We start from the raw sequence: 21,864 nt of genomic DNA, 5'->3' as shown, positions 1-21,864 counted from the left end.
GTGCAGCGCTGCGCCGGGGCCGTTCTCGTCCCGCGACCACCCTGCCGCGCCACGTCGCGCGGAGGGCCGTCGCCCTCCCTTCCCCTGACAATCCAGGTGCATGATGCAGCCCCCCTCCCCCGCCCGCGCGCCGCACGCCCCCCCGGCCACGCCGGACCACCCGCACCAGATGCCGCCCGGCGCGCAGGAGCTGGCGATCCACGACCCGCTTGCCGACAGCTTCCCGCCCGGCCTTCAGGGCCGGCTGCTCTGGGGCATCGCCGTCGCCTTCTCGGTGTTCCAGATCGCCACCGCGGCGCATTTCATCGACCTGCCGAGCCAGGTCGTGCGGGCGATGCACGTGGGCTTCCTGATGCTCTTGGTGTTCCCGCTGATCGCGCTCGCGCGCGGCAGGGGCCCGGCGGTGCAGGCCGCGGCCTGGGCGCTGGCCCTGACCGGCGGCGCGGTCGCGATCTACCAGTGGGTCGAGTACGAGCCGCTGCTGCTGCGGGCCGGCGACCCGAGCCAGATGGACCTGGTGATTGGGGTTCTGGCGCTGATCACCGTGTTCCTCGCCGCCTGGGCCGAGATGGGGATCGCGCTGCCGATCATCGCCGGGGTGTTCCTGCTCTACTGCTTCTTCGGGCAGTATGCGCCGGGGCTGTTGCAGACCCGCGGCTATGACGCGGCGCAGGTGATCGAGCACATGGCCTATGGGACGGAAGGGATCTACGGCATCCCGACCTATGTCAGCTCGTCCTACATCTTCCTCTTCATCCTGTTCGGGGCGTTCCTCGAAAAGGCGGGGATGATCAAGCTCTTCACCGACGTGTCGCTGGGTCTGGTCGGGCATCTGCTCGGCGGGCCGGCCAAGGTGGCGGTGTTCTCGTCGGCGCTGATGGGCACGATCTCGGGCTCGGGCGTCGCCAACGTCGTCACCACCGGGCAGTTCACCATCCCGCTGATGAAGCGCTTCGGCTATCGCCCGGCCTTCGCCGGCGGGGTCGAGGCGACCGCCTCGATGGGTGGGCAGATCATGCCGCCGGTGATGGGGGCGGTGGCCTTCATCATGGCCGAGACGCTGGGCGTCCACTACGTCGAGATCGTCAAGGCGGCGCTGATCCCCGCGATCCTCTATTTCGGCGCGGCGTTCTGGATGGTCCACCTCGAGGCCGGACGGCGCGGGCTGGTGGGGATGCCCAAGTCGCAGCTTCCCTCGCCCATGGCCGCGCTGAAGGAGGGCTGGTACCTGATCCTGCCGCTCGCGGTGCTGGTGTGGCTGCTCTTTTCCGGCACCACCCCGCTTTACGCGGGCACCATCGGTCTTGCGCTGACGATCGTGCTGATCCTCGGCGGCTCGGTGGCGCTGGGGCTGCCCTCGGTGGTGCTGCGCGCCATCGTCTGGGTCGGGCTCGGGCTTGTCTGCGCGTGGATCTTTTCGCAGGATCTGCGGCTCTCTATGCCGCTGGTCGGGGCGCTCGTCTCGGCGCTGATCCTGCTCAACGTGCTGACCCGCGGCGGGCGGGCGACGGTCGCGATGGTCGTCGACAGCCTCGCCGACGGGGCCAAGACGGCGCTGCCAGTCGGTGTGGCCTGTGCGCTGGTCGGCATCGTGATCGGCACGATGACCCTGACCGGCGCGGCCACCACCTTCGGCGGCTTCATCGTTTCGGTGGGCGAGAGCAACCTGTTCCTGTCGCTGGTCCTGACGATGGTGACCTGCCTCATCCTCGGGATGGGGATTCCCACGATCCCCAACTACATCATCACCTCGACCATCGCCGGGGGCGCGCTTCTGCAGCTCGGCGTGCCGCTGATCGTCAGCCACATGTTCGTGTTCTATTTCGGCATTCTGGCCGACCTGACTCCGCCGGTGGCGCTGGCCTGCTTTGCCGCCGCCCCCATCGCGCGCGAGTCGGGCCTCAAGATCAGCATGGAGGCGATCAAGATCGCCGCGGCGGGCTTCGTGATCCCGTTCATGGCGGTCTACACCCCGGCCCTGATGCTGCAGGACGGCGGACCTCTCGCCACCGCCATCGGCTACGTGCCGGCGGTGGTCTATATCGTGGTCAAGACGGTGCTGGCGATCGGCCTGTGGGGGATCGCGGTGATCGGGTGGATGGGCCGCAAGCTGAACCTGGCCGAGCGCGCCTTTGCGATGATTTCGGCCTTCATGCTCGTCTATGCCGCGACGTGGAGCGATGCGGTGGGCTTTGCCCTCTCGCTCGCCTGCATCGGCTGGATCTGGATGAGCCAGCGCCGCGCGGTCGCCGCATGAGCGCCTGCCTCATGGCCGGGGCCGTGGCCCTGGCCGTGAGCGGCGGCTTCTCTCTCGGCTGGACCCACTCGGTCGAGCGGGTCCGGTGGGAGGAGCGCTGGCGCGTCGAGGGCGACCGGCTGGTGCTGGCCGAGGCGCGGGTGCGCGGCTCCGGCGCGGGCATGGAGCCGGGCGAGGGCGCCGTCCAGCGCGACGGCTGGTGGGTCTGGCAGCCGGAGCGGTCCTTCCCCGAGGTGACGCTCGCCGCGTCGGGGGCGACAGGCGGCGGCTGGACGCTCTGCACCGACGGCGGCTGCCGCGAGCTGGGCGCGGTCGCGGGCGCGCCGGTGACGCTGCGGCCCTGCCCCGAGGGCACCGTGGGCGGCTGATGCCGGACCGGGGGGCTGTCTGCCCCCCGGACCCCCCGAGGATATTTTTGTCCAGCCTGAGGGGGCACGTCTCGTCGCGTGGGGCCGAGACTATTCGCGGACCGATGGCGTGTCTGCCGCCGAGGCTGCGCGTGCGCGCGGGGCAGAGCCGCGGGGTGTCAGCGGAACAGGATCAGCGAGCCGGGCGACCAGCCGACGCGGACGCGGGTACCGAGGTCCGGCAACTCGCGCCCGAAGACGTTGCGCATCGAGATCCGCACCTCATGCTCGCCGTCAAAGCCCTCGCCCGCGAGCATCACGTCGTAATAGCTCATGTCGCCGTAATAGACGACCTCGTCGATAATCCCCTCGGTCACGCGGTCGCTGGCTGGGGCATTGGCGGCGAGCAGCGTCACAGCCTCGGGGCGGAAGCCGATCGAGGGGCTGGCGTCGCCGGCATCGGCGTGGCTCACGTTGGCGGCCGGAATGTCCACCCGGCCGAAGCCCGGCGCCTCGACCGTCACCGCGTCACGGCTTTCGCCGAGGATGCGGGCCGGCAGGAAGTTCATCACCCCGATGAAATCCGCGACCCGGCGGCTTGCCGGGCGGGTATAGAGCGCCTCGGCCGAGTCGAGCTGGGCGATCTGGCCCTCGAACATGACGGCGATCCGGTCGGACATGACCAGCGCCTCCTCCTGGTCGTGGGTGACGAGGACGAAGGTGATGCCGACCTGCCGTTGCAGCTTGATCAGCTCGAGCTGCATCTGCTCGCGCATCTTGCGGTCGAGCGCCGAGAGCGGCTCGTCCAGGAGCAGCACCTTGGGCTTGAGGATCAGAGCGCGCGCCAGCGCCACCCGCTGCCGCTGCCCGCCCGAGAGCGCGTGCGCGGCCCGCGCGCCGTAGCCGCGCAAGCCCACCATCGCCAGCGCCTCGTCCACCGCCGCCGCCTTGTCGGCGCGCGAGCGCGGGTCGCGGCGCAGGCCGAAGGCCACGTTCTCGGCGACCGTCAGGTGCGGGAAGATGGCGTAGGACTGGAACACCATGTTCGTCGGCCGGACGTTCGCGGGCACATCCGCCATGTCCTTGCCGTCGATCAGCACCACGCCGGACGAGATGCCCTCGAACCCGGCGATGGTTCTGAGCAGCGTGGTCTTGCCGCAGCCCGACGGCCCGAGCAGCGAGAAGAACTCGGCCTCGCGGATCGTCAGGTCGATGCCCCTGAGCGCGTGGTAGTCGCCGTAGTACTTGTGCACCTCGCGGCACTCGATCATCGGCTTGCGCTCGGCGATAGGCGTCGGGCGGCCGGCGGCGTCGCGGGCCGGGGCGTAGCTCGGGGCGGGTTGCGCGTGTGGGGCGGTCACAGGAAGCCTCCGCTGTCCTTCTGGCCGGTGCGGGCAACGCCGCGGCGGCGGAAATATTCGGCGATCGTCAGCAGCAGGATCGACAGGCCCACCAGCACCGTCCCGAGCGCCATGATCATCGGGATCGACTTGGGGAACCTGAGCTGGCTGAAGATGTAGGTGGGCAGCGTCGGCTCGTTGCCGGCGAGGAAGAAGGCGATGATGAACTCGTCAAGGCTGATGGTGAAGCTCATCAGCAGCGCCGAGATGATGCCCGGCATCACCAGCGGCAGGATCACCAGCCGGAACGCGCTCCACTTCGTTTCGCCGAGGTCCTGCGCGGCCTCCTCCAGCGAGCGGTCGAGCGACGAGAAGGCGGTCGAGAGGATCGCCACCGTGTAGGGCATGCAGATCAGCGTGTGCCCGAGGATCACCGTCAGCACCGAGAGCTGCACCCCGAGCCCCAGCAGCACCACCAGCAGCGACACGCTGATGATAATCTCGGGCAGTACCAGCGGCAGCATGATCAGGCCCATGATCGGGGCCTTGAACGGGAACGAGAACCGGGTCGAGGCGCGGGCGGCGAAGAGCCCGAGGCAGGTGGCGAGGATCGACGAACTGACCGCGATGGTCAGCGAGTTCATCAGCGCCCGCCGCAGCGTCGCGTTGCCCCACATCTGGGCGAACCATTCGGTCGTGAAGCCCTTGAGCGGAAAGGCGATGATCGTGCCGTTGTTGAAGGCGAAGACCGGCAGCAGCAGGATCGGCGCATAGAGGAACAGCAGATAGGCGATGGCATAGGCCTTGAGGCCCCCGCCGGGGCCCCGCCCGCTGGCGCGCGCCCCGCTCATGCCCGCACCTTGAGGAAGCGGCGGTTGAGGAACAGGAACACCAGCGCCAGCAGCGTCACGATCAGCATCGCGGTGATGGCGATGGCCGAGCCGAGCGGCTTGTTGTCGATGTCGAGCATCTGCGCCTGGATGAGGTTCGCCACCATCGGGATCTTGCCGCCGCCGATGATCGTGGGCGTCACATAGTCCCCGATGGTCGGGATGAAGACGATCAGCACCGCCGCCAGCACCCCCGGCATGGCCAGCGGCAGCGTGACCCGCCAGAAGGTCATGGCCCGGCTTTCGCCGAGGTCGCGCCCGGCCTCGAGCAGCGAGCGGTCGATCTTCTCCAGCGCGACGTAGATCGGCAGGATCGCGAAGGGCGCATAGGCGTGGGCCAGCGTCACCACGATCGAGCCGGTGTTGTAGAGCAGGAACGAGAGCGGCTGCTCGATGATCCCGAGGCTCTTCAGCCCCGAGTTGATGACCCCATTGTAGCCGAGGATCACCTTCCACAGGAACACCCGGATCAGGTAGCTGGTCCAGAACGGGATGGTGATCAGGAACAGCCACAGCGACTTGCGCTCGGGCCGGACCACGAAGGACAGGAAATAGGCGACCGGAAACGCCAAGAGCACCGTCACCACCGTTACCAGCCCGGCCACGAAGAGCGAGCGCAGCATCAGCGTGCGGAAGATCGGGTCGGCCCAGACGGCGCGATAGTTCTCGAGCGTGAACTCGCGGATGATGGTCTGGTAGCCGTCCTTGAAGAAGGAATAGGCGAGGATGGTCAGCAGCGGCACCGCCAGCATCGCCAGCGCGTACAGCAATGGCGGGGTGATGATCCGCAGCCCCTGGGCCGATTCCGATCCGCTGGCCGATGCCATGTCGCTCTGCGCTCCCCCCATAGATCCCGGCGGCGTCCGTCTGCCTCGCATCAGAACCATATGGGTTGGCGAAGGAAAAGCGGATTCGCGCCGGCTGCGGCGCGGCCGCGGCGGTGCCCCCGGCTCTGCCTGCGGCGCAGGCAGCGCGGGGCGGTAGCGGGGCCGATGTCGGTAGCCGCTGGCGGGGCGCGCGAAAACCGCCCGGTTGCCGATATGGATGTCTCGACAGGTGACGGCGGGCGGTGCAATCTGCCGGCGCATCAAGGGCGGCGCGCGGGTCTGACACCGCGTCCGCGACAGTGGAGGAAGACTATGACTGAGAAGACCCAATTCGACCGCCGGGCGTTCCTGACCCGCGCCGGGATCGGCGGCGCCGCCGCCGCCGCGGGGGCCACGCTGGCCGCCCCCGCCATCGCGCAGGAGGCGCCGACGATCAACTGGCGCGTCGCCTCGTCGTTCCCCAAGTCGCTCGACACGATCTACGGCAGCGCCGAGGACGTGGCGACCCGCCTGAAAGAGGCGACCGACGGCAAGTTCAACCTGCAGGTCTTCGCCGCGGGCGAGATCGTCCCGGGCCTGCAGGCCATCGACGCCACCTCGGACGGCACGGTCGAAGTGTCGAACTCGGTCGGCTACTACAACTGGGGCAAAGACCCGGCCTTCGCGCCCGGCGCCGACCTGCCCTTCACCTTCAACGCCCGCTCGAAGGCCGCCTATAACTATCAGGGCGGCGGCATCGACAAGTACAACGAGTTCCTGGCCACCCAGAACCTGATCTGCTTCCCGGTCGGCAACACCGGCGCGCAGATGGGCGGCTGGTACCGGAAAGAGATCAAGTCGCTCGAGGACATGAAGGGCCTCAAGATGCGGATCTCGGGCCTCGCCGGGAAGGTGATGGAGAAGCTGGGCGTCGTGCCCCAGCAGATCGCCGGCGGCGACATCTATCCGTCGCTCGAAAAGGGCACCATCGACGCCGCCGAGTGGGTCGGCCCCTATGACGACGAGAAGCTCGGCTTCCAGAAGGTCGCGCCCTACTACTACTACCCGGGCTTCTGGGAAGGCGGGCCGACGGTGGGGATGTTCATCAACCTCGCCAAGTGGAACGAGCTGCCCGACAGCTACAAGTCGCTGCTGCGCACGGCCTGCCAGGCGGTCGACCAGAACACGCTGTCGAAATACGACTACAAGAACCCGACCGCGCTGAAGAACCTCGTCGCCGCGGGCGCCCAGCTGCGGCCGTTCCCCGAGGACGTGATGGTCGCGGCGTTCGACGCCTCGCGGGCGCTCTACGAGGAGCTGGCGGGCCAGAACCCGGCGTTCAAGGCCCAGTGGGATGCGCAGAAGGCCTATCTGAACGACTGGTACCTGTACCAGCAGACGACGGATTACACCTTCGACACGATGATGATGATCCAGCAGCGCAACAACAAGCTGGCCGCTGCCGATGCGGCGCCTGCCGCGGCCCCGGCCGATGCGGCGCCGGCTGCCCCGGCCGATGCGGCGCCCGCCGCGCCGGCCGCGCCCGCGAGCAACTGATCCGCGACGCCGCGCGCCCCGCGCGCGGTACGCGACTGGACCGCCGCCCCCGACCGGGGCGGCGGTTTTCGTTTGCGCGGGGCGGCGGGTAGGAGAGCGCTTTGGAGCGGTCGCTCGATCCCAGTTGGGAAATGCAGAAGGGCGGCCCGAGGGCCGCCCTTTCGTCGTTGGGGTGCGCGCGTCAGTTCGACGGCGGGGCGAGGCCCGGCGGAGGTCCGGAGAGCCCACCCGCCGCCGGTGCCGGCGCAGCGGGTGCCGGAGCGGCAGGCGCAGGCGCCGCAGGGGTGGTCGGCGCGGAGGTGGTCGGTGCAGGGGCCGGGCTGCCGAAGTTCGGCGCGCCCAGTCCCCCCAGTCCGCCCGAGGTCGGCGCCGCGGGCGCCGGGGCCGGCGCCGGGGTGCCGAAGTTTGGCGTCCCGAGGCCGCCCAGCCCACCCGGGGCCGGGGCCGCAGGGGCACCCGTCGCGGCCGGGGCACCCGGCACCGCAGGGGCAGCCGGGGCGCCGAACGGGCTGCCCAGTCCGCCGAGCCCGCCGCCCAGGCCGCCTCCGAGGCCGCCCAGCCCGCCGCTGCCGCCACCCATGGGCACCTCGATGCGGACCTGCGACATGTCCACGGGCTTGCCCTTGTAGTGCATGACCATCTGCGGGAAGGCCATCACAAGCCCCACCATCACCAGCTGGATCACCACGAAGGGCACCGCCCCCCAGTAGATCTGGCTGGTCTTCACCGGCTCCATCATCCGGCCCGTGACCTTGTCCTTGTAGGGGATCTTGGGCGCCACGGATCGCAGGAAGAACAGCGCGAAGCCGAAGGGCGGGTGCATGAACGAGGTCTGCATGTTGACCCCGAGCAGCACCCCGAACCAGATCAGGTCGATCCCCAGCTTCTCGGCCGCCGGCGCCAGCAGCGGCACGATGATGAACGCCAGCTCGAAGAAGTCGAGGAAGAACGCCAGCAGGAAGACGAGGATCGAGACGACGATCAGGAAGCCGTATTCACCGCCCGGCAGGCTGGTCAGCAGCTCTTCGACCCACAGGTGCCCGTTCACGCCGTAGAAGGTGAGCGAGAACACCCGCGCGCCCACGAGGATGAACATCACGAAGGACGACAGCCGCGTGGTCGAGGCGAGCGCCTGCGGGATCACCCCGCCGCCCAGCCGTCCCTTGAGACCGGCGAGGATCAGCGCCCCGACCGCCCCCATCGCGCCGCCCTCGGTGGGCGTGGCGATGCCGAGGAAGATCGTGCCCAGCACGAGGAAGATCAGCGCCAGCGGCGGGATCAGCACGATGATGACCTGCTGCGCGAGCCGGCTCATCACGTTGGCGCCCATCGACTTGTCGAGCAGCGCCGCGACATAGATCACCGCAATGGCCGCCGCCGCCGCGAGGATGTCGGCGTTGGCGCCCTGGGTCGGGTGCAGCCAGTGCCAGAAGCCGTAGAAGACCCCTGCGCCGACCAGCAGCGCCACGATCAGCGAGGTGACGCCCGAGCCGAGCGTCCGCGCCTCTTTCGGCAGCGCCGGCATCGACTCGGGCCGCATGATGGACATCACGAAGACATAGGCCATGTAGAGCCCGGTCAGCACGAGGCCCGGGATCATCGCGCCCTTGTACATGTCGCCCACCGACCGGCCGAGCTGGTCGGCCAGCACGATCAGCACGAGGCTGGGCGGGATGATCTGCGCCAGCGTCCCCGACGCCGCGATGACGCCCGAGGCGAGGCGCCGGTCATAGCCGTAGCGCAGCATGATCGGCAGCGAGATGAGGCCCATGGCGATCACGCTCGCCGCCACCACGCCGGTGGTCGCCGCGAGCAGCGCGCCGACGATGATGACCGCGTAGGCCAGACCGCCGCGCACCGGGCCGAACAGCTGGCCGATGGTGTCGAGCAGATCCTCGGCCATGCCCGATTTCTCGAGCACGATCCCCATGAAGGTGAAGAAGGGGATGGCCAGCAATGTCTCGTTGCTCAAGAGGCCCCAGAGCCGCTCGGGCATGGCGTAGAGCAGGTTCCAGCTCAGGTTGATCTCGCCGCCCGACAAGGGGGCCAGCTCGACGCCGATGATGAAGAACAGCAGCCCGTTCGCGGCCAGCGCAAAGGCGACCGGATAGCCCAGCAGCAGGAATGCCACGAGGCTCGCGAACATGATGGGCGCCATGTTGTGGGCGATGATCTCCATCATTTGCGGACGTCCCGGTCGGTGTAGTTGCGGTTATGATCGCGCGGGTGGTCGATCATCTGGTCGGTCACCGGATGATCAGGGCTGGCAAACCCCGCCTCGGCCAGCATCCGGTCGTCGATCTCGACGGCCGGGGTGTGGGACGACACATGCACCTGGGTGTCGGGCAGATCGCCGCGCATCACCGCGATCTTCTTGATGATCTCGGAAATCCCCTGGAAGAACAGCAGGATGAACCCGGCCAGGAGCAGCGCCTTGGCGGGCCACAGGATCAGGCCGCCGGCGTTCATCGACCGCTCGCCCGACGCGATCGAGCGCTGCAGCCACGGCACCATCAGCCAGATCATCAGGATGACGAACGGCATCAGGAACAGCAGGTGGCCGATCAGGTCGATCCAGTGCTGCGTGCGCCGGCTGCGCCCGCCATAGATGATGTCGATGCGGATATGTTCGTTCTCGAGCAGCGTGTAGGCCGCGGCGAGCAGGAATGCCGCGCCGTAGAGATACCACTGCAGTTCGAGCCAGGCGTTCGACGAAATCGACCAGACCTTGCGGCTGATCGCGTTCCCCGCGCTCACCAGAATGGCCACGAGGATCAGCCAGCTCACCCCGCGGCCGATCACCGTGTTGACGCGGTCGATGCCGCGAGACATGGCCAGAAGGCCGCCCATCGTCTGTTCCCCCCTTGCGCGCCGCGATCTTTGCGCGGCGGCGTCACGCGTGACGTTGCGCCATTTGCGGCTTTTGCAGGCCTGCGGTATGGCCGAGCCAGACCCGCCCGGTCAAGCGTTTCCGCGTCGCGCCGGGCCGGGCCGGCGTGACCGCCTCGCGGCCCGCGCGCGCGGCGCTTCGGCCCGCCGCCGCGGCACCCGCACGCCGCACCAGACCCACGCCGTCGCGGACGCCCGGCCGCGCCGGCCCCACCCGATCCAGCCGCACGAGGCCGCGCCCATGCCCCCCTTCGAGGCCCGCCAGGCCCCCCGCAGCTTCCGCGACCGCTGGGCGGCGATGCGCAACGTGCCCCCGTTCCTGCGGCTCGTGTGGCGCGCAGGCCCCGGCCTTGCGCTGGCCACCATCGTGCTGCGGCTGACGCGGGCGCTGATCCCGGTCGCCACGCTCTACGTCGGCAAACTGATCGTGGACGAGGTGGTGCGGCTGGCCGCCCTGCCCGACACGCCCGACACGATCGGGGCGTGGTGGGACGCGGGGCTTGCGGCGGGCCTCGGCTGGATGCTCGCGGCCGAGCTGGGGCTCGCGATCCTGCAGGACGTGCTCACACGGCTGATCGGGCTGGTGGACAGCCTGCTCTCCGAGCGGCTGACCAACGACCTCTCGACCCGGCTCATGGACCATGCGGCGACGCTCGACCTCGAGGATTTCGAGGACGCGGTATTCCAGGACAAGCTCGACCGCGCGCGGCGGCAGACGGCCTTCCGCATGTCGCTGATGGGCCAGCTCTTCGGGCAGATCGAAAGCCTGATCACGGTGCTGAGCTTCGCCGGCGGCCTGCTGGCCTATAACCCGTGGCTGGTGGCGCTGCTGCTGCTCACGCTGATCCCGGCGTTCCTGGGCGAGGCGCATTTCAACGCCCGCAGCTATTCGCTCGACTACGGCCGCACGCCCGAGCGGCGCGAGATGGACTATGTCCGCCAGATCGCCGCCAGCGCCGACACGGCCAAGGAGATCAAGATCTTCGGTCTCGACCGATTCCTGCGCGACCGCTACCTCACGCTGGCGCGGCGGTTCTACGCCCAGAACCGCGCCGTGGCGCAGGCGCGCGCCGCCTGGGGGGCGCTGTTCGCGGGGCTCGGCACGCTCGGCTATTACGCGGCCTATGTCTGGATCGTCGCGCAGACCGTGACCGGGCACCTGAGCCTCGGCGACCTGACCTTCCTTGCCGGTTCGTTCCAGCGCCTCAGGACGCTGATGGAGAACCTGCTCACCGGCTTCGGCCAGGTCGCGGCGCAGGCGCTCTATCTCGACGACCTGTTCGAGTTCTTCCGGGTGGCGCCCGAGATCGCCTCGCCCCCGAACCCCCTGCCCGTCCCGAACCCGATCCGCGAGGGGTTCCGCTTCGAGAACGTGGGCTTCCACTATCCGGGCAGCACCCGCTGGGCGGTCCGCGGGCTCGACTTCACCCTGCACGCCGGCGAGACGCTGGCGCTGGTGGGCGAGAACGGGGCGGGCAAGACCACGCTCGTCAAGCTGCTCGCCCGGCTCTACGACCCCGACGAGGGGCGGATCCTTTTGGACGGGCGCGACCTGCGGGACTACGACCTCGACGCGCTCAGGGGCGCGATGGGGGTGATCTTTCAGGATTTCGTGCGCTTCAACCTGACCGCGGGGGACAACATCGCGGTCGGCCGGATTACGGCGCGCGACGATGCCGCGCGGGTGAAGGCGGCGGCCGAACGGGCGCTCGCTGACCGGGTGATCGCGCGGCTGCCCGCGGGATACGACCAGATGATCGGCAAGCGCTTTGCCAACGGCGTCGAGCTGTCGGGCGGCGAATGGCAGAAGATCGCCATCGCCCGCGCCTACATGCGCGACGCGCAGGTGCTGATCCTGGATGAGCCGACCGCAGCGCTCGACGCGCGCTCGGAATACGAGGTGTTCCAGCGCTTCAAGGAACTGTCCGAGGCCAAGACGGCGGTGCTGATCTCGCACAGGTTTTCCTCGGTGCGGATGGCCGACCGCATCCTCGTGCTCGAGGGCGGCCGGGTCGAGGCGCAGGGCACCCACGAAGAGCTGTTGGCGCAGGACGGGCGGTATCGGGAACTGTTCGAGTTGCAGGCAGAGGGGTACCGGTGAGGCGGGCCTAGGGGCGCCCGGCCCGCTCCACCCACTCCACGAGCTTCGGCAGGCTGACCCGCGTCAGGTCGTAGTCCGCGACGATCCGCGCCCGCGCGGCGGCGGTCAGGCGCGCGGCGTCGGGGTCGCCGTCAAGGCCCCGGACCAGCGCCGCGACCAGCGCGGGCTGATCGAAGAAATCGACCAGCCGCCCGTGCTCGCCGTCGGTGACGAGTTCGCGCACCGGCTCGGTGTCCGAGGCGACGATCAGCGGTCCCGCCGCCATCGCCTCGGTCAGCGACCACGACAGCACGAAGGGATAGGTCAGGTAGCAGTGCACCCGCGCGACCTGCAGCAGCGACAGGTAGGTGGGATAGGGCACCCGGCCGAGGAAATGGATGCGGTCGAGCGGCAGCTTGCCGTCCAGTTCGGCCAGCATCTGCGCCTTCCAGCTTTCGCCGTCCTTCGGCTTGCTGCCGTAGCTGACCCCGTCGCCGCCGACGATGACCACCTGCGCCGCGGGGCGCGCCGCCAGCACCTCAGGCAGCGACCGCATGAAGCGGTGAAAGCCGCGGTAGGGCTCGAGCGAGCGGCTGACGTAGCTCAGCACCTCGTCGCCGGGCTTGAGCACCTGCCCCGTCGGCAGGGTCAGCCGCGCCGCGGGGTCGGGGCGGACCCGGTCGGTGTCGATCCCGTCGTGGATCACCGTCAGCTTCTGGCGCAGCTCGGGCGGGAAGCTCTCGGCCTGGTAGCGGGTGGGCGAGAGCCCCGCGTCCGCCATCACCAGCCCCTGGATGAGATGCGCGCCCCGGGCGATGGTCGAGACCCGCGCCTCGTCGGTGCCGGGCGAGATCTCGGGGTCGAAGCCCACGTCCTGCCCGTGGGTGCGGTACATTAGCTCGGCATAGACCAAGAGCCGCGCCTCGGGCCAGATCTCGCGCAGAAACAGCGTCTCGCCCCAGCCCGAGTGGCCCACGATCACGTCAGGGCGATAGCCGTGCCGGTCCCGCAGCGCCCGCGCCCCGCGGGCGGCGAGCCAGCCGCGCTCGGCCATCTGGGCGTAGGTGCGGCCCAGCGGGTGGCTGGTCGTGACCTCGGGGGGGGTGGCGTATTTCACCACCCGCACCGGGGAGGGGCGCTGGTTCTTCTCGTCGGTCAGGGCCAGCACCTCGTGCCCGCGGGCGGCGAGGGCGGGGGCGAGATGGGGAAACTGGCCAGGGAAATTCTGGTGGACGAACAGGATCTTCATCAAACGCCCGTGGTCTCGGCTTCAGTCTCGGTGATCGCGAAAGGCCGCTGCCATCAGGGCCCTTGTGTAGTCGCTGGCAGGCACGGCGAAGAGCCGGTCGGCCGGCCCCTGCTCGACCATCTCGCCCGCGCGCATGACGAGGATCTGGTGCGACATGGCGCGCACCACCCGCAAATCGTGGCTGATGAAGAGGAAGGCGAGCCCGTATTTGCGCTGCAACCCCCGCAGCAGGTCCACGATCTGCACCTGCACCGTCATGTCGAGCGCGCTCGTCGGCTCGTCCAGCACCACCACCTTGGGGCGCAGGATCATCGCCCGCGCGATGGCGATGCGCTGCCGCTGGCCGCCCGAGAACTCGTGCGGGTAGCGGTCCATCGCGCCGGCGTCGAGTCCAACCTCGGCCATGATCTCGGCGACCATCTGGCGCGGGTCGCGGCCCTTCTCGACCCCGTGGACGCCGAGGCCCTCCGCGATGATCTGGCCAACGGTCATCCGCGGCGAGAGGCTGCCGTAGGGGTCCTGGAAGACGATCTGCATGTCCCGGCGCAGCCGCCGCAGCGCGCGGCCCGAAAGGCGCGAGATGTCACGGCCGAGAAAGACGATCGGCCCCTCGCTCTCGATCAGCCGCATGATGGCGAGCGCGAGCGTGGTCTTGCCCGAGCCGGATTCGCCGACGATCCCCAGCGTCTCGCCCGCGCGGACGCTGAGGGTGGCGCCGTTCACCGCCTTGATGTGGCCCACGGTGCGGCGCAGGAAGCCGCGCTTGATCGGGAACCACACCTTGAGGTCGCGGGTGGCGACGACCTCGGGGGCCGCGGCGTCGATGGGGTCGGCCGCGCCTGCCGGTTCGGCGGCGAGGAGTTTCCGGGTGTAGGGGTGCTGCGGGTTGGCGAAGATCTCCTCGACCGGGCCCTGCTCGACGATCTCGCCGTCCTTCATCACGCAGACCCGGTCGGCGATACGCCGCACGATCCCGAGGTCGTGGCTGATGAAGAGCATCGACAGCCCCTCGTCGCGCTTGAGGTCGGCCAGCAGGTCGAGGATCTGCGCCTGGATGGTCACGTCGAGCGCGGTAGTCGGCTCGTCCGCGATCAGCAGCTCGGGGCCGTTGGCCAGCGCCATGGCGATCATCACCCGCTGCCGCTGCCCGCCGGACAGCTGGTGGGGATAGTCCGCGAGCCGCGAGGCCGCGTCGCGGATACCGACCTTTTCCAAGAGCTCGACGATCCGCGCCCGCGCCGCCGCACCCGTGAGGCTCTGGTGCAGCGCAAGGCTTTCCGCGAGTTGCCGCTCGATCGTGTGGAGCGGGTTGAGCGAGGTCATCGGCTCCTGGAAGACGAAGCTGATGTCGTTGCCTCGGATGGCGCGCAGACGCGGCTCGGCCGCGCCGATCATCTCGGCGCCCTCATAGCGGACGCTGCCCGACAGCTCGGCCGCGTCGCCCAGAAGCTGGACGGTGCTGAGCGCGGTGACGGACTTGCCCGAGCCGGATTCGCCCACCAGCGCCACCGTCTCGCCGCGGCCGACGGTAAAGCTGACGCCGCGGACGGCGAGGCTGCGGCGGCCCTCGGTGCGGAAGGCCACGGTGAGGTCGCGGACCTCGAGGACCGGCGCGGGATGGGGTGCGTCGGACCGGGGCGCTGCCCCGGACCCCGGGATATTTGGGTCCAGCCCGAGGGGGGCGGGGGCCGAAGGCGGGGCCGGGACGGCCGCGGCGGCGCCGGGGCTGGGTTGCACGGGCGGGACGGCCGCCGCCGGGGGGTGCAGCGGATCGCTCATTTGAAGGTCTTGCGCGGGTCGAAGGCGTCGCGGATGCCCTCGAAGATGAACACCAGGAGCGACAGCATGATCGCGAAGGTGAAGAAGGCGGTGAAGCCGAGCCATGGCGCCTGCAGGTTCTGCTTGGCCTGAAGTGCCAGTTCGCCCAGCGAGGGCGCCGAGGCGGGCAGCCCGTAGCCGAGGTAGTCGAGCGCCGCGAGCGAGGCGATGGTGCCGGTCACGACGAAGGGCAGCATCGTCAGCGTGGCCACCATGGCGTTGGGCAGGATGTGGCGGAACATGATGGTGCGGTCGCCGACCCCGAGCGCGCGGGCGGCGCGGACATATTCGAAGTTGCGCGCCCGCAGGAACTCGGCCCGCACCACGCCCACCAGCGCCGGCCATCCGAACAGGATCGAGACGAACACCAGCAGCCAGAAGCTGCGCCCGAGGATCGCGAACAGGATGATGATGACGTAGAGCGAGGGGGTTGAGCCCCAGATCTCCAGCAGGCGCTGGAAGATCAGGTCGGTGCGGCCACCGAAATACCCCTGCACGGCGCCCGCCGCGATGCCGATGACCGACGAGACGGCGGTGACGATGAGGGTGAAGAGGATCGAGACCCGGAACCCGTAGATCACCCGCGCGGCGACGTCGCGGGCGGTGTCGTCGGTCCCGAGCCAGTGCGCCCGGTCGGGCGCCGAGGGGGCGGTGCCGACGTCGTTGATGGTGCGGAAGTGATAGGGGATCGGCGGCCAGATCGCCCAGCCCCTCTCGACCCCCTCGGTCAGCGTGCCGGCGGCGATGGCCGCCTGCGTCGCCTCGGGGTCGTCGAGGCAATCCTCGACCCCGCCAGAGGCGATGAGGCAGGCCACGACCGGGTCCTTGTAGTTCGCCTCGGTGCCGAAGTCGCCGCCGAACGCGGTCTCGGGGTAGAAGCGGTAGGCGGGGACGAAATACTCGCCGCGGTACTGGACGAGGATCGGCTTGTCGTTGGCGATCAGCTCGGCAAAGAGCGAGGCCACGAACAGCAGCGTGAAGATGACGAGCGACCAGAACGCCCGGCCATTGCGGCGGAAGTTGCGCCAGCGGCGCTGGTTGAGCGGCGAGAGTGTCATCCGGCGCGCTTCTCGAAATCGATGCGCGGGTCGACCAGTACATACATCAGGTCCGACAGGATGCCGACCAGAAGGCCCATGAGGCCGAAGACGTAGAGGGTGCCGAAGATCACCGGATAGTCACGCTGCACGGCCGCCTCGAACCCCAGCCGGCCGAGGCCGTCGAGCGAGAAGATCGTCTCGATCAGGATCGACGAGCCGAAGAACACGCCGAGGAACAGCGCCGGAAAGCCCGCGATCACGATCAGCATCGCGTTGCGGAAGACATGGCCGTAGAGCACGCGCCCCTCGGTCAGCCCCTTGGCGCGGGCGGTCATCACGTACTGCTTGTTGATCTCGTCCAGAAAGCTGTTCTTGGTCAGCAGGGTGAGCGTCGCAAAGCTCGAGATCGTCGCGGCCGTCACCGGCAGGGTGATGTGCCAGAGGTAGTCCTTGATCTTCCCGATCAGGCTGAGGTCGGCGAAGTTGTCCGAGGTGAGGCCGCGCAGCGGGAAGATCTTCCAGTAGCTCCCGCCGGCGAACAGCACCATCAGCAGTACCGCGAAGAGGAAGCCGGGGATGGCGTAGCCGACGATGATGGCGCTCGAGGTCCAGGTGTCGAAGGGCGTGCCGTCGCGCACCGCCTTGCGGATGCCGAGCGGGATCGAGATCAGATACGCGAGCAGCGTCGACCACAGCCCGAGCGTGATCGAGACCGGCATCTTTTCCAGCACCAGATCGACGACCGAGATCGAGCGGAACCACGACTGGCCGAAGTCGAAGCGCAGGTAGTTGCCGAGCATGGTCAGGAACCGCACCGGGGCGGGCTTGTCGAAGCCGAACTCCTTTTCCAGCTCGGCGATGAACTCGGGCGGCAGGCCCTGGGCGCCGGCATAGCGCTCGGTCGTGGCGCCGCCCTGCCCCGCATCGCCGCCGCCGGCGATGTTGCGGAACACGTCGCCCTCGCCCTGCACGCGGGCCACGATCTGCTCGATCGGGCCGCCGGGGACGAACTGCGTGAGGGTGAAGTTGACCAGCATGATCCCGATGAGCGTCGGGACGATGAGCAGCAGCCGCCGCAGAAGATATGCGCCCATTCCTCGTCCCTGCCCCGGCGCGATCGCGCTCTTGGGGCCGGTGGCGTCAGCGGATCGCCCCGGCCTCTTTCAGCTTTGCCGCCTTATCGGCGTCGTACCACCAGAAATCAAGTTCGCCGAGCGAGTAGGGCGGCAGCGTCTCGGGGTGGGCATACATGTCCCAGTAGGCCACGGTGTGCTTGCCCTTGAACCACTGCGGCACCCAGAAATGCAGCGCCCTGAGCACCCGGTCGAGGGCGTGGACGCGGGTCGTCAGCTCCTCTTGCGTGGTGGCGGCCTCGACCTGGGTGATGAGCGCGTCGACCGCCGGGTTGGCCAGCCCCATGGCGTTGAACACGTCGCCGGTGGCCTTCGAGCCGAAATACTGCTGCAGCCCGGCGCCGGGGATCATGTCCTGGCCCAGATGCACGTTGATGAGGTCGAAGTCGTGGTTGCGCTTGCGATCCTCGAGCTGGGCGTCGTCCACCCGCTCGTGCACGGCGTCGATGCCGGCGGCGCGCAGGTTCTGGACATAGGGGTTGATCACCCGGTCGAAGGTCTGGCTTTCGTTCAGGATCTGCACCCGAAGCGTCTGGCCATCCTTGCGCCGCAGCCCGTCGCGGGCGCCCTCGGGGATCACCCACCCCGCCGCGTCCAGAAGCTGCGCGGCCCGGCGCAGGTTGCCGCGGTCGAGCTGGCGCTCGCCGCTGACGGGGGGGACGAAGGCGTCGGCGGTGAATACGGCCTCGGGCAGATCGGCGCGCAGCGGCTCGAGCAGGGCGAGTTCGCCCGGCGTGGGCAGGCCCGACGCGGACAGCGGCGAGTTGTCCCAGAAGCCCTTCACCCGCTCGTAGAGCCCGTAGAACAGCGTCTGGTTGGCCCATTCGAAGTTGAAGAGCAGCCCCAGCGCCTCGCGCACCCGCACGTCCTGGAACTGTGGCCGGCGCAGGTTGATGGCCCAGGCCTGCCCGTTCGCCACGTTGCCGTCGGCCAGCTCCTCCTTCTTCACCCAGCCCTGGATGAAGGCGGGAAAGTCATAGCGGGTCGCCCAGATGATCGAGGAGGCCTCGTTGCGGAAGCGGTATTCGCCGGCCTTGAAGGCCTCGAAGGCGCTTTCGTAGTCGCCGAAATATTCGATGCGGATGCGGTCGAAGTTGTTGCGGCCGATGTTGATCGGCAGGTTGGCGCCCCAATAATCCGGGTTGCGCTTCCAGCTCACCGACCGGCCAATGTCGGCGCGATCGAAGAGATAGGGGCCCGAGCCGACATAGGGCAGGTTCGAGCTTTCCCCCAGATCCCGATGATTCGCCTCGAAATCCGCTTTGGAGAAGATGGGCAGCCCGCCCGCCGCCTGAATCACGTCGCGGCGGGGGTAGTCGGGGGTGAAGGTGAAGCGCACCCGCCGGTCGTCCAGCACCTCGGCCTTGGCGACCATCTGCGCGATCACCGCGCGGAACGACGACAGGCCCTTGTCGCGCAGTTGTTCGTACGAGAACAGCACGTCGGCCGAGGTCATCGGCGTGCCGTCCGAGAACCGGATGCCCTCGCGCAGGGTGAAGATCGCCCAGTCGCGGCTCGGCGGGTATTCGACCGTCTCGCAGAGCAGGCAGTAGGCGGCGCCGATCTCGTCGGCGGGCGCGGTCAGCAGGCTTTCCAGCATCACGGTGGAGAGCGCCGCCGCCCGGCCCTTGATCGTGTAGGGGTTGTAGCTGTCGAAGCCGCCCGGCGCCCACTGGCTCATCTCGCCGCCCTTGGGCGCGTCGGGGTTCACATAGCGCAGATGCGGGAAATCGGCCGTCAAGGCGAGGTCGCCGAAGGTCGAGACGCCATGCGCGACGATGGTGCCCGCGGCGGCATCCGGCGCCGGCGGCGGGGCAGCGGGGTTCTGGGCCAGAACCGCGGTGCCGGTCAGGGCCAGGCCCGCGGCCAGAACAAGATGTCGCACCATGCCGTCCCCCGTTTGCGCGCCACCCGGGCGCGCCATTCCATCCGTCATCTCGCGGCCCGCGCGGCCTCGGTCTTCAGCGCCACGGTGACCCGTCGGGCGCCACCGGCCAGCCGACGCTAAGGCAGCGGTCGGGCTGGCGGCAAGCGCCATGTCGGGAATGTGACACGGGACCGGATGCCGCGGCAGGAGCCCCGCCCCGGACAGACGAACGGCGCGAGCGGCAGGGCCGTCGCGCCGTCGGGTCGTTGGTCCGGCGAAGCGCCGATTACTGCGTGGTGGTCGCCAGATAGGCGATCAGGTCGGCGCGCTCGGCGGCGCTCTTGATGCCGGCGAAGGTCATCTTGGTGCCCGGCATGTACTCGCGGGGGCTGGTCACGAACCCGTTGAGGTTCTCGGGCGTCCAGACGCCGGGCATGTCCATCGCCGCCTGCGAGTAGTTGAAGCCGGCGACCGACGCCTTGTCGCGCTCCACGACGCCGTTCAGGTGCGGGCCGACGCCATCGGTCCCGTCGATCTTGTGGCACGACTTGCACTTGCCGAAGGCGCGCTCGCCCTTGGCGGGGTCGGCGGCGGCCAGCAGCGTGGCGAAGTCGGGGCCTTCCTCGGCGGCGGCGCCATTCTCGGCCGGGGCGGCATCCTCGACGGCGATGCGGTAGGCCTGCGGCGCTTCCTCGCCCTCGGCGGCGTGGCCCGCGGGGCCGACGTGATAGAGCGATGAGGCGAACCACGAGGCCAGCATCAGGAACAGCAGTGACCCGATCAGCGCACCGGCCGCCTTCGTCACCGTCATCGTGTTGAACATCGCGCGTATTCCCCTGCGGCCTCAGCTCTGTCTGGGCGCTATCTATCCGCTTTCACTTTGCCGGTTCAAGGTATAGTTCGGCCCGGCGCCCGCAATCGGGGGGCGGCGTTTCGCCGCCGCATCGCCCCGCCCGCCGCGGCGCCCCGCACCCCGCGACGGGGGCCACCTGCGGGCCTCGACGCCGGCCCGGCCGCGGGCCCTGAACCTGCGCGCAGGCCCGCCCGGTCCGCGCCGTCCGCCCAAGGTCACAGATGTCCGATCCCGCCCCCTCTGCCAGCGCCCTCGCCACCCCCTCGGCCAACCGCTCGGAAGCCCCGGCCGAGGCCGCACCGGCGTGGCCGACCGCGCCGCGCATCGCCTTTCAGGGCGAACCCGGCGCCTATTCGCACCAGGCCTGCCGCCAGTGGTCGCCCGAGAGCGAGGCCCTGCCCTGCCCCACCTTCGAGGATACCGTCGAGGCCTGCCGTTCGGGCGCGGCCGACCTGGCGATGCTGCCGGTCGAGAACTCGACCTATGGCCGGGTCGCCGACATCCACCACCTGCTGCCCGAATCCGGCCTGAACATCATCGGCGAGACCTTCGTGCGGGTGCACATCAGCCTGCTGGGCGTGCCCGGCGCCCGGCTCGAGGACGTGACCGAGGCGATGAGCCACACCGTCCTGCTGGGCCAGTGCCGCGGCTTCCTGCGGCGCCACAACATCCGCACCCTGACCGGCCCCGACACCGCAGGCAGCGCGATGATGGTCGCGCAGGGCGGCGATCCGCGCCGCGCGGCGCTGGCCAGCCCGCTCGCCGGCGAGATCTACGGGCTCGACCGGCTGGCCGACGAGATCGAGGACCGGCAGAACAACACCACGCGGTTCCTGATCATGTCGCGCACCCCCGACCTGTCGCGCCGCCTGAACGCGGCCGGGCGCCCGGACATGCTGACGAGCTTCGTCTTCCGTGTCAGGAACATCCCCGCCGCGCTCTACAAGGCGATGGGCGGGTTCGCGACCAACGGCGTCAACATGACCAAGCTGGAAAGCTACATGGTGGACGGGGTGTTCACCGCGACCCAGTTCTACGCCGACATCGAGGGCCACCCCGACGACCCGGCGGTGGCGCGGGCGCTGGATGAGCTGCGCTATTTTACCTCGATGCTGACGATCCTCGGCGTCTATCCCGCCGATCCGCTGCGCGCCCGCCAGCAGCAGGGCTAGCGCGCGCCTCCGGGCGCGGCCACCCGGCGGCGGCTCAGCCCCGGCGGGCCGAGAGGTCGGACAGGAAAGCGCCGATCCGTTCCGCGAACTTGCGGTCGAGCTGCGCCTTGCCGAGCTTGGCCGTCTGCAGCATCAGCCGCGCCCGAATCGTCTGCGGCCGCGCCTCGAGCTCGAAGATCACCCGCGATTTCGCGGGGGTGAGGGCAATGACGGTCATCTCTACAGTCAGCGCGAGCGACTCGGCGTCCCCGAGGATCACCACCTTTTCGGGACGGTCGAACTGGGCCACGCTGAGGCGCATCTCGCGCCGCTTGCCGCGCAGGTCGAAGGCCACGTCCCAGGCCATGCCGGCGCCCGGCTCGACGGCCGGGTCGAGCCGGGTGATCTCGACCCCGCGACGGGCCAGCATCCGCTCGATCCGGGGAAAGTCACTGACCGCGTCGAACAGCTGGTCGGCGGGCAGATCGGTATCCTGACGGCTCGAGAACTTCATGCACAACCACTCACACGCTTTCCGGCCAACTCCTATCCCCGAGGGGGTAGGCGTGCAAGCTGACCGCCCGAGC

Annotated in this window: 17 protein-coding genes; 5 read left to right on the top strand and 12 right to left on the bottom strand. The window is 69.4% G+C overall.

Translation table 11 applies throughout. From position 1 onward, the window contains the following. The first annotated feature begins 169 nt into the window (after positions 1-169). Positions 170-2,257, top strand: coding sequence for a TRAP transporter permease (locus HGN31_RS00235; protein ID WP_168783751.1), 2,088 nt, complete (start codon positions 170-172; stop codon positions 2,255-2,257). Beyond that, on the top strand, positions 2,254-2,625 hold the full coding sequence (locus HGN31_RS00230; protein WP_168781958.1) for a DUF1850 domain-containing protein: 372 nt from the start codon (positions 2,254-2,256) through the stop codon (positions 2,623-2,625). The genes HGN31_RS00235 and HGN31_RS00230 overlap by 4 nt, the downstream gene beginning before the upstream one ends. Before the next feature lie 158 nt (positions 2,626-2,783). Here the strand turns inward: HGN31_RS00230 and HGN31_RS00225 are convergent, their stop codons facing one another. From HGN31_RS00225 to HGN31_RS00215, 3 genes are all read right to left on the bottom strand, one after another. Continuing rightward, the gene (locus tag HGN31_RS00225) at positions 2,784-3,875 is read right to left on the bottom strand and encodes an ABC transporter ATP-binding protein (protein WP_168783750.1); all 1,092 of its coding nucleotides are present in this window, start codon (positions 3,873-3,875) and stop codon (positions 2,784-2,786) included. Between the two features lie 86 nt (positions 3,876-3,961). After that, positions 3,962-4,795, bottom strand: coding sequence for an ABC transporter permease (locus HGN31_RS00220; protein WP_036710089.1), 834 nt, complete (start codon positions 4,793-4,795; stop codon positions 3,962-3,964). Continuing rightward, entirely contained in the window at positions 4,792-5,661 is an 870-nt protein-coding gene (locus HGN31_RS00215) for an ABC transporter permease (RefSeq protein ID WP_036700761.1), read from the bottom strand. Before HGN31_RS00215 ends, HGN31_RS00220 begins: the two co-directional genes overlap by 4 nt. Before the next feature lie 312 nt (positions 5,662-5,973). Here HGN31_RS00215 and HGN31_RS00210 point away from each other — a divergent pair, with 312 nt between their 5' ends. Then, a complete protein-coding gene (locus HGN31_RS00210) occupies positions 5,974-7,197 on the top strand; it encodes a TRAP transporter substrate-binding protein (RefSeq protein WP_081962681.1) in 1,224 nt (407 codons plus the stop codon). 181 nt (positions 7,198-7,378) lie between these two features. Here the strand turns inward: HGN31_RS00210 and HGN31_RS00205 are convergent, their stop codons facing one another. Then, positions 7,379-9,379: a TRAP transporter large permease gene (locus tag HGN31_RS00205; protein WP_168781957.1), complete on the bottom strand. Its 2,001-nt coding sequence runs from the start codon at positions 9,377-9,379 to the stop codon at positions 7,379-7,381. Next, positions 9,376-10,047: a TRAP transporter small permease subunit gene (locus HGN31_RS00200; protein WP_081962682.1), complete on the bottom strand. Its 672-nt coding sequence runs from the start codon at positions 10,045-10,047 to the stop codon at positions 9,376-9,378. The genes HGN31_RS00205 and HGN31_RS00200 overlap by 4 nt, the downstream gene beginning before the upstream one ends. Positions 10,048-10,327: 280 nt before the next feature. Between HGN31_RS00200 and HGN31_RS00195 the strand changes: the two genes are divergently transcribed. Further along, complete coding sequence (locus tag HGN31_RS00195) at positions 10,328-12,187, top strand: ABC transporter ATP-binding protein (protein WP_168781956.1); 1,860 nt, start codon at positions 10,328-10,330, stop codon at positions 12,185-12,187. 7 nt (positions 12,188-12,194) lie between these two features. Here the strand turns inward: HGN31_RS00195 and HGN31_RS00190 are convergent, their stop codons facing one another. The 6 genes from HGN31_RS00190 to HGN31_RS00165 form a co-directional block, all read right to left on the bottom strand. Beyond that, positions 12,195-13,415 carry a glycosyltransferase gene (locus HGN31_RS00190; RefSeq protein WP_168781955.1) on the bottom strand — a complete coding sequence of 407 codons (1,221 nt, stop codon included), beginning with the start codon at positions 13,413-13,415 and terminating at the stop codon, positions 12,195-12,197. 21 nt (positions 13,416-13,436) lie between these two features. Continuing rightward, on the bottom strand, positions 13,437-15,194 hold the full coding sequence (locus HGN31_RS00185; protein WP_168781954.1) for an ABC transporter ATP-binding protein: 1,758 nt from the start codon (positions 15,192-15,194) through the stop codon (positions 13,437-13,439). Then, on the bottom strand, positions 15,191-16,291 hold the full coding sequence (locus tag HGN31_RS00180; RefSeq protein WP_036704216.1) for an ABC transporter permease: 1,101 nt from the start codon (positions 16,289-16,291) through the stop codon (positions 15,191-15,193). The genes HGN31_RS00185 and HGN31_RS00180 overlap by 4 nt, the downstream gene beginning before the upstream one ends. Beyond that, the gene (locus tag HGN31_RS00175; protein ID WP_036712163.1) at positions 16,288-17,367 is read right to left on the bottom strand and encodes a microcin C ABC transporter permease YejB; all 1,080 of its coding nucleotides are present in this window, start codon (positions 17,365-17,367) and stop codon (positions 16,288-16,290) included. Before HGN31_RS00175 ends, HGN31_RS00180 begins: the two co-directional genes overlap by 4 nt. Before the next feature lie 46 nt (positions 17,368-17,413). After that, positions 17,414-19,294 carry an extracellular solute-binding protein gene (locus HGN31_RS00170; RefSeq protein WP_244961064.1) on the bottom strand — a complete coding sequence of 627 codons (1,881 nt, stop codon included), beginning with the start codon at positions 19,292-19,294 and terminating at the stop codon, positions 17,414-17,416. 265 nt (positions 19,295-19,559) lie between these two features. Continuing rightward, positions 19,560-20,096, bottom strand: coding sequence for a c-type cytochrome (locus HGN31_RS00165; protein ID WP_168781952.1), 537 nt, complete (start codon positions 20,094-20,096; stop codon positions 19,560-19,562). Positions 20,097-20,347: 251 nt separating this feature from the next. Here HGN31_RS00165 and HGN31_RS00160 point away from each other — a divergent pair, with 251 nt between their 5' ends. Further along, positions 20,348-21,298: a prephenate dehydratase gene (locus HGN31_RS00160; RefSeq protein WP_168781951.1), complete on the top strand. Its 951-nt coding sequence runs from the start codon at positions 20,348-20,350 to the stop codon at positions 21,296-21,298. Positions 21,299-21,332: 34 nt separating this feature from the next. Here the strand turns inward: HGN31_RS00160 and HGN31_RS00155 are convergent, their stop codons facing one another. Next, positions 21,333-21,791 carry an SRPBCC family protein gene (locus tag HGN31_RS00155; protein WP_168781950.1) on the bottom strand — a complete coding sequence of 153 codons (459 nt, stop codon included), beginning with the start codon at positions 21,789-21,791 and terminating at the stop codon, positions 21,333-21,335. Positions 21,792-21,864: the final 73 nt, after the last annotated feature.

The organism is Paracoccus sanguinis (assembly GCF_012689545.1).
Lineage (GTDB): Bacteria > Pseudomonadota > Alphaproteobacteria > Rhodobacterales > Rhodobacteraceae > Paracoccus > Paracoccus panacisoli.
The sequence above is the reverse complement of the archived record's forward strand: the minus strand, read 5'-3'. Positions and strand labels throughout refer to the sequence as shown.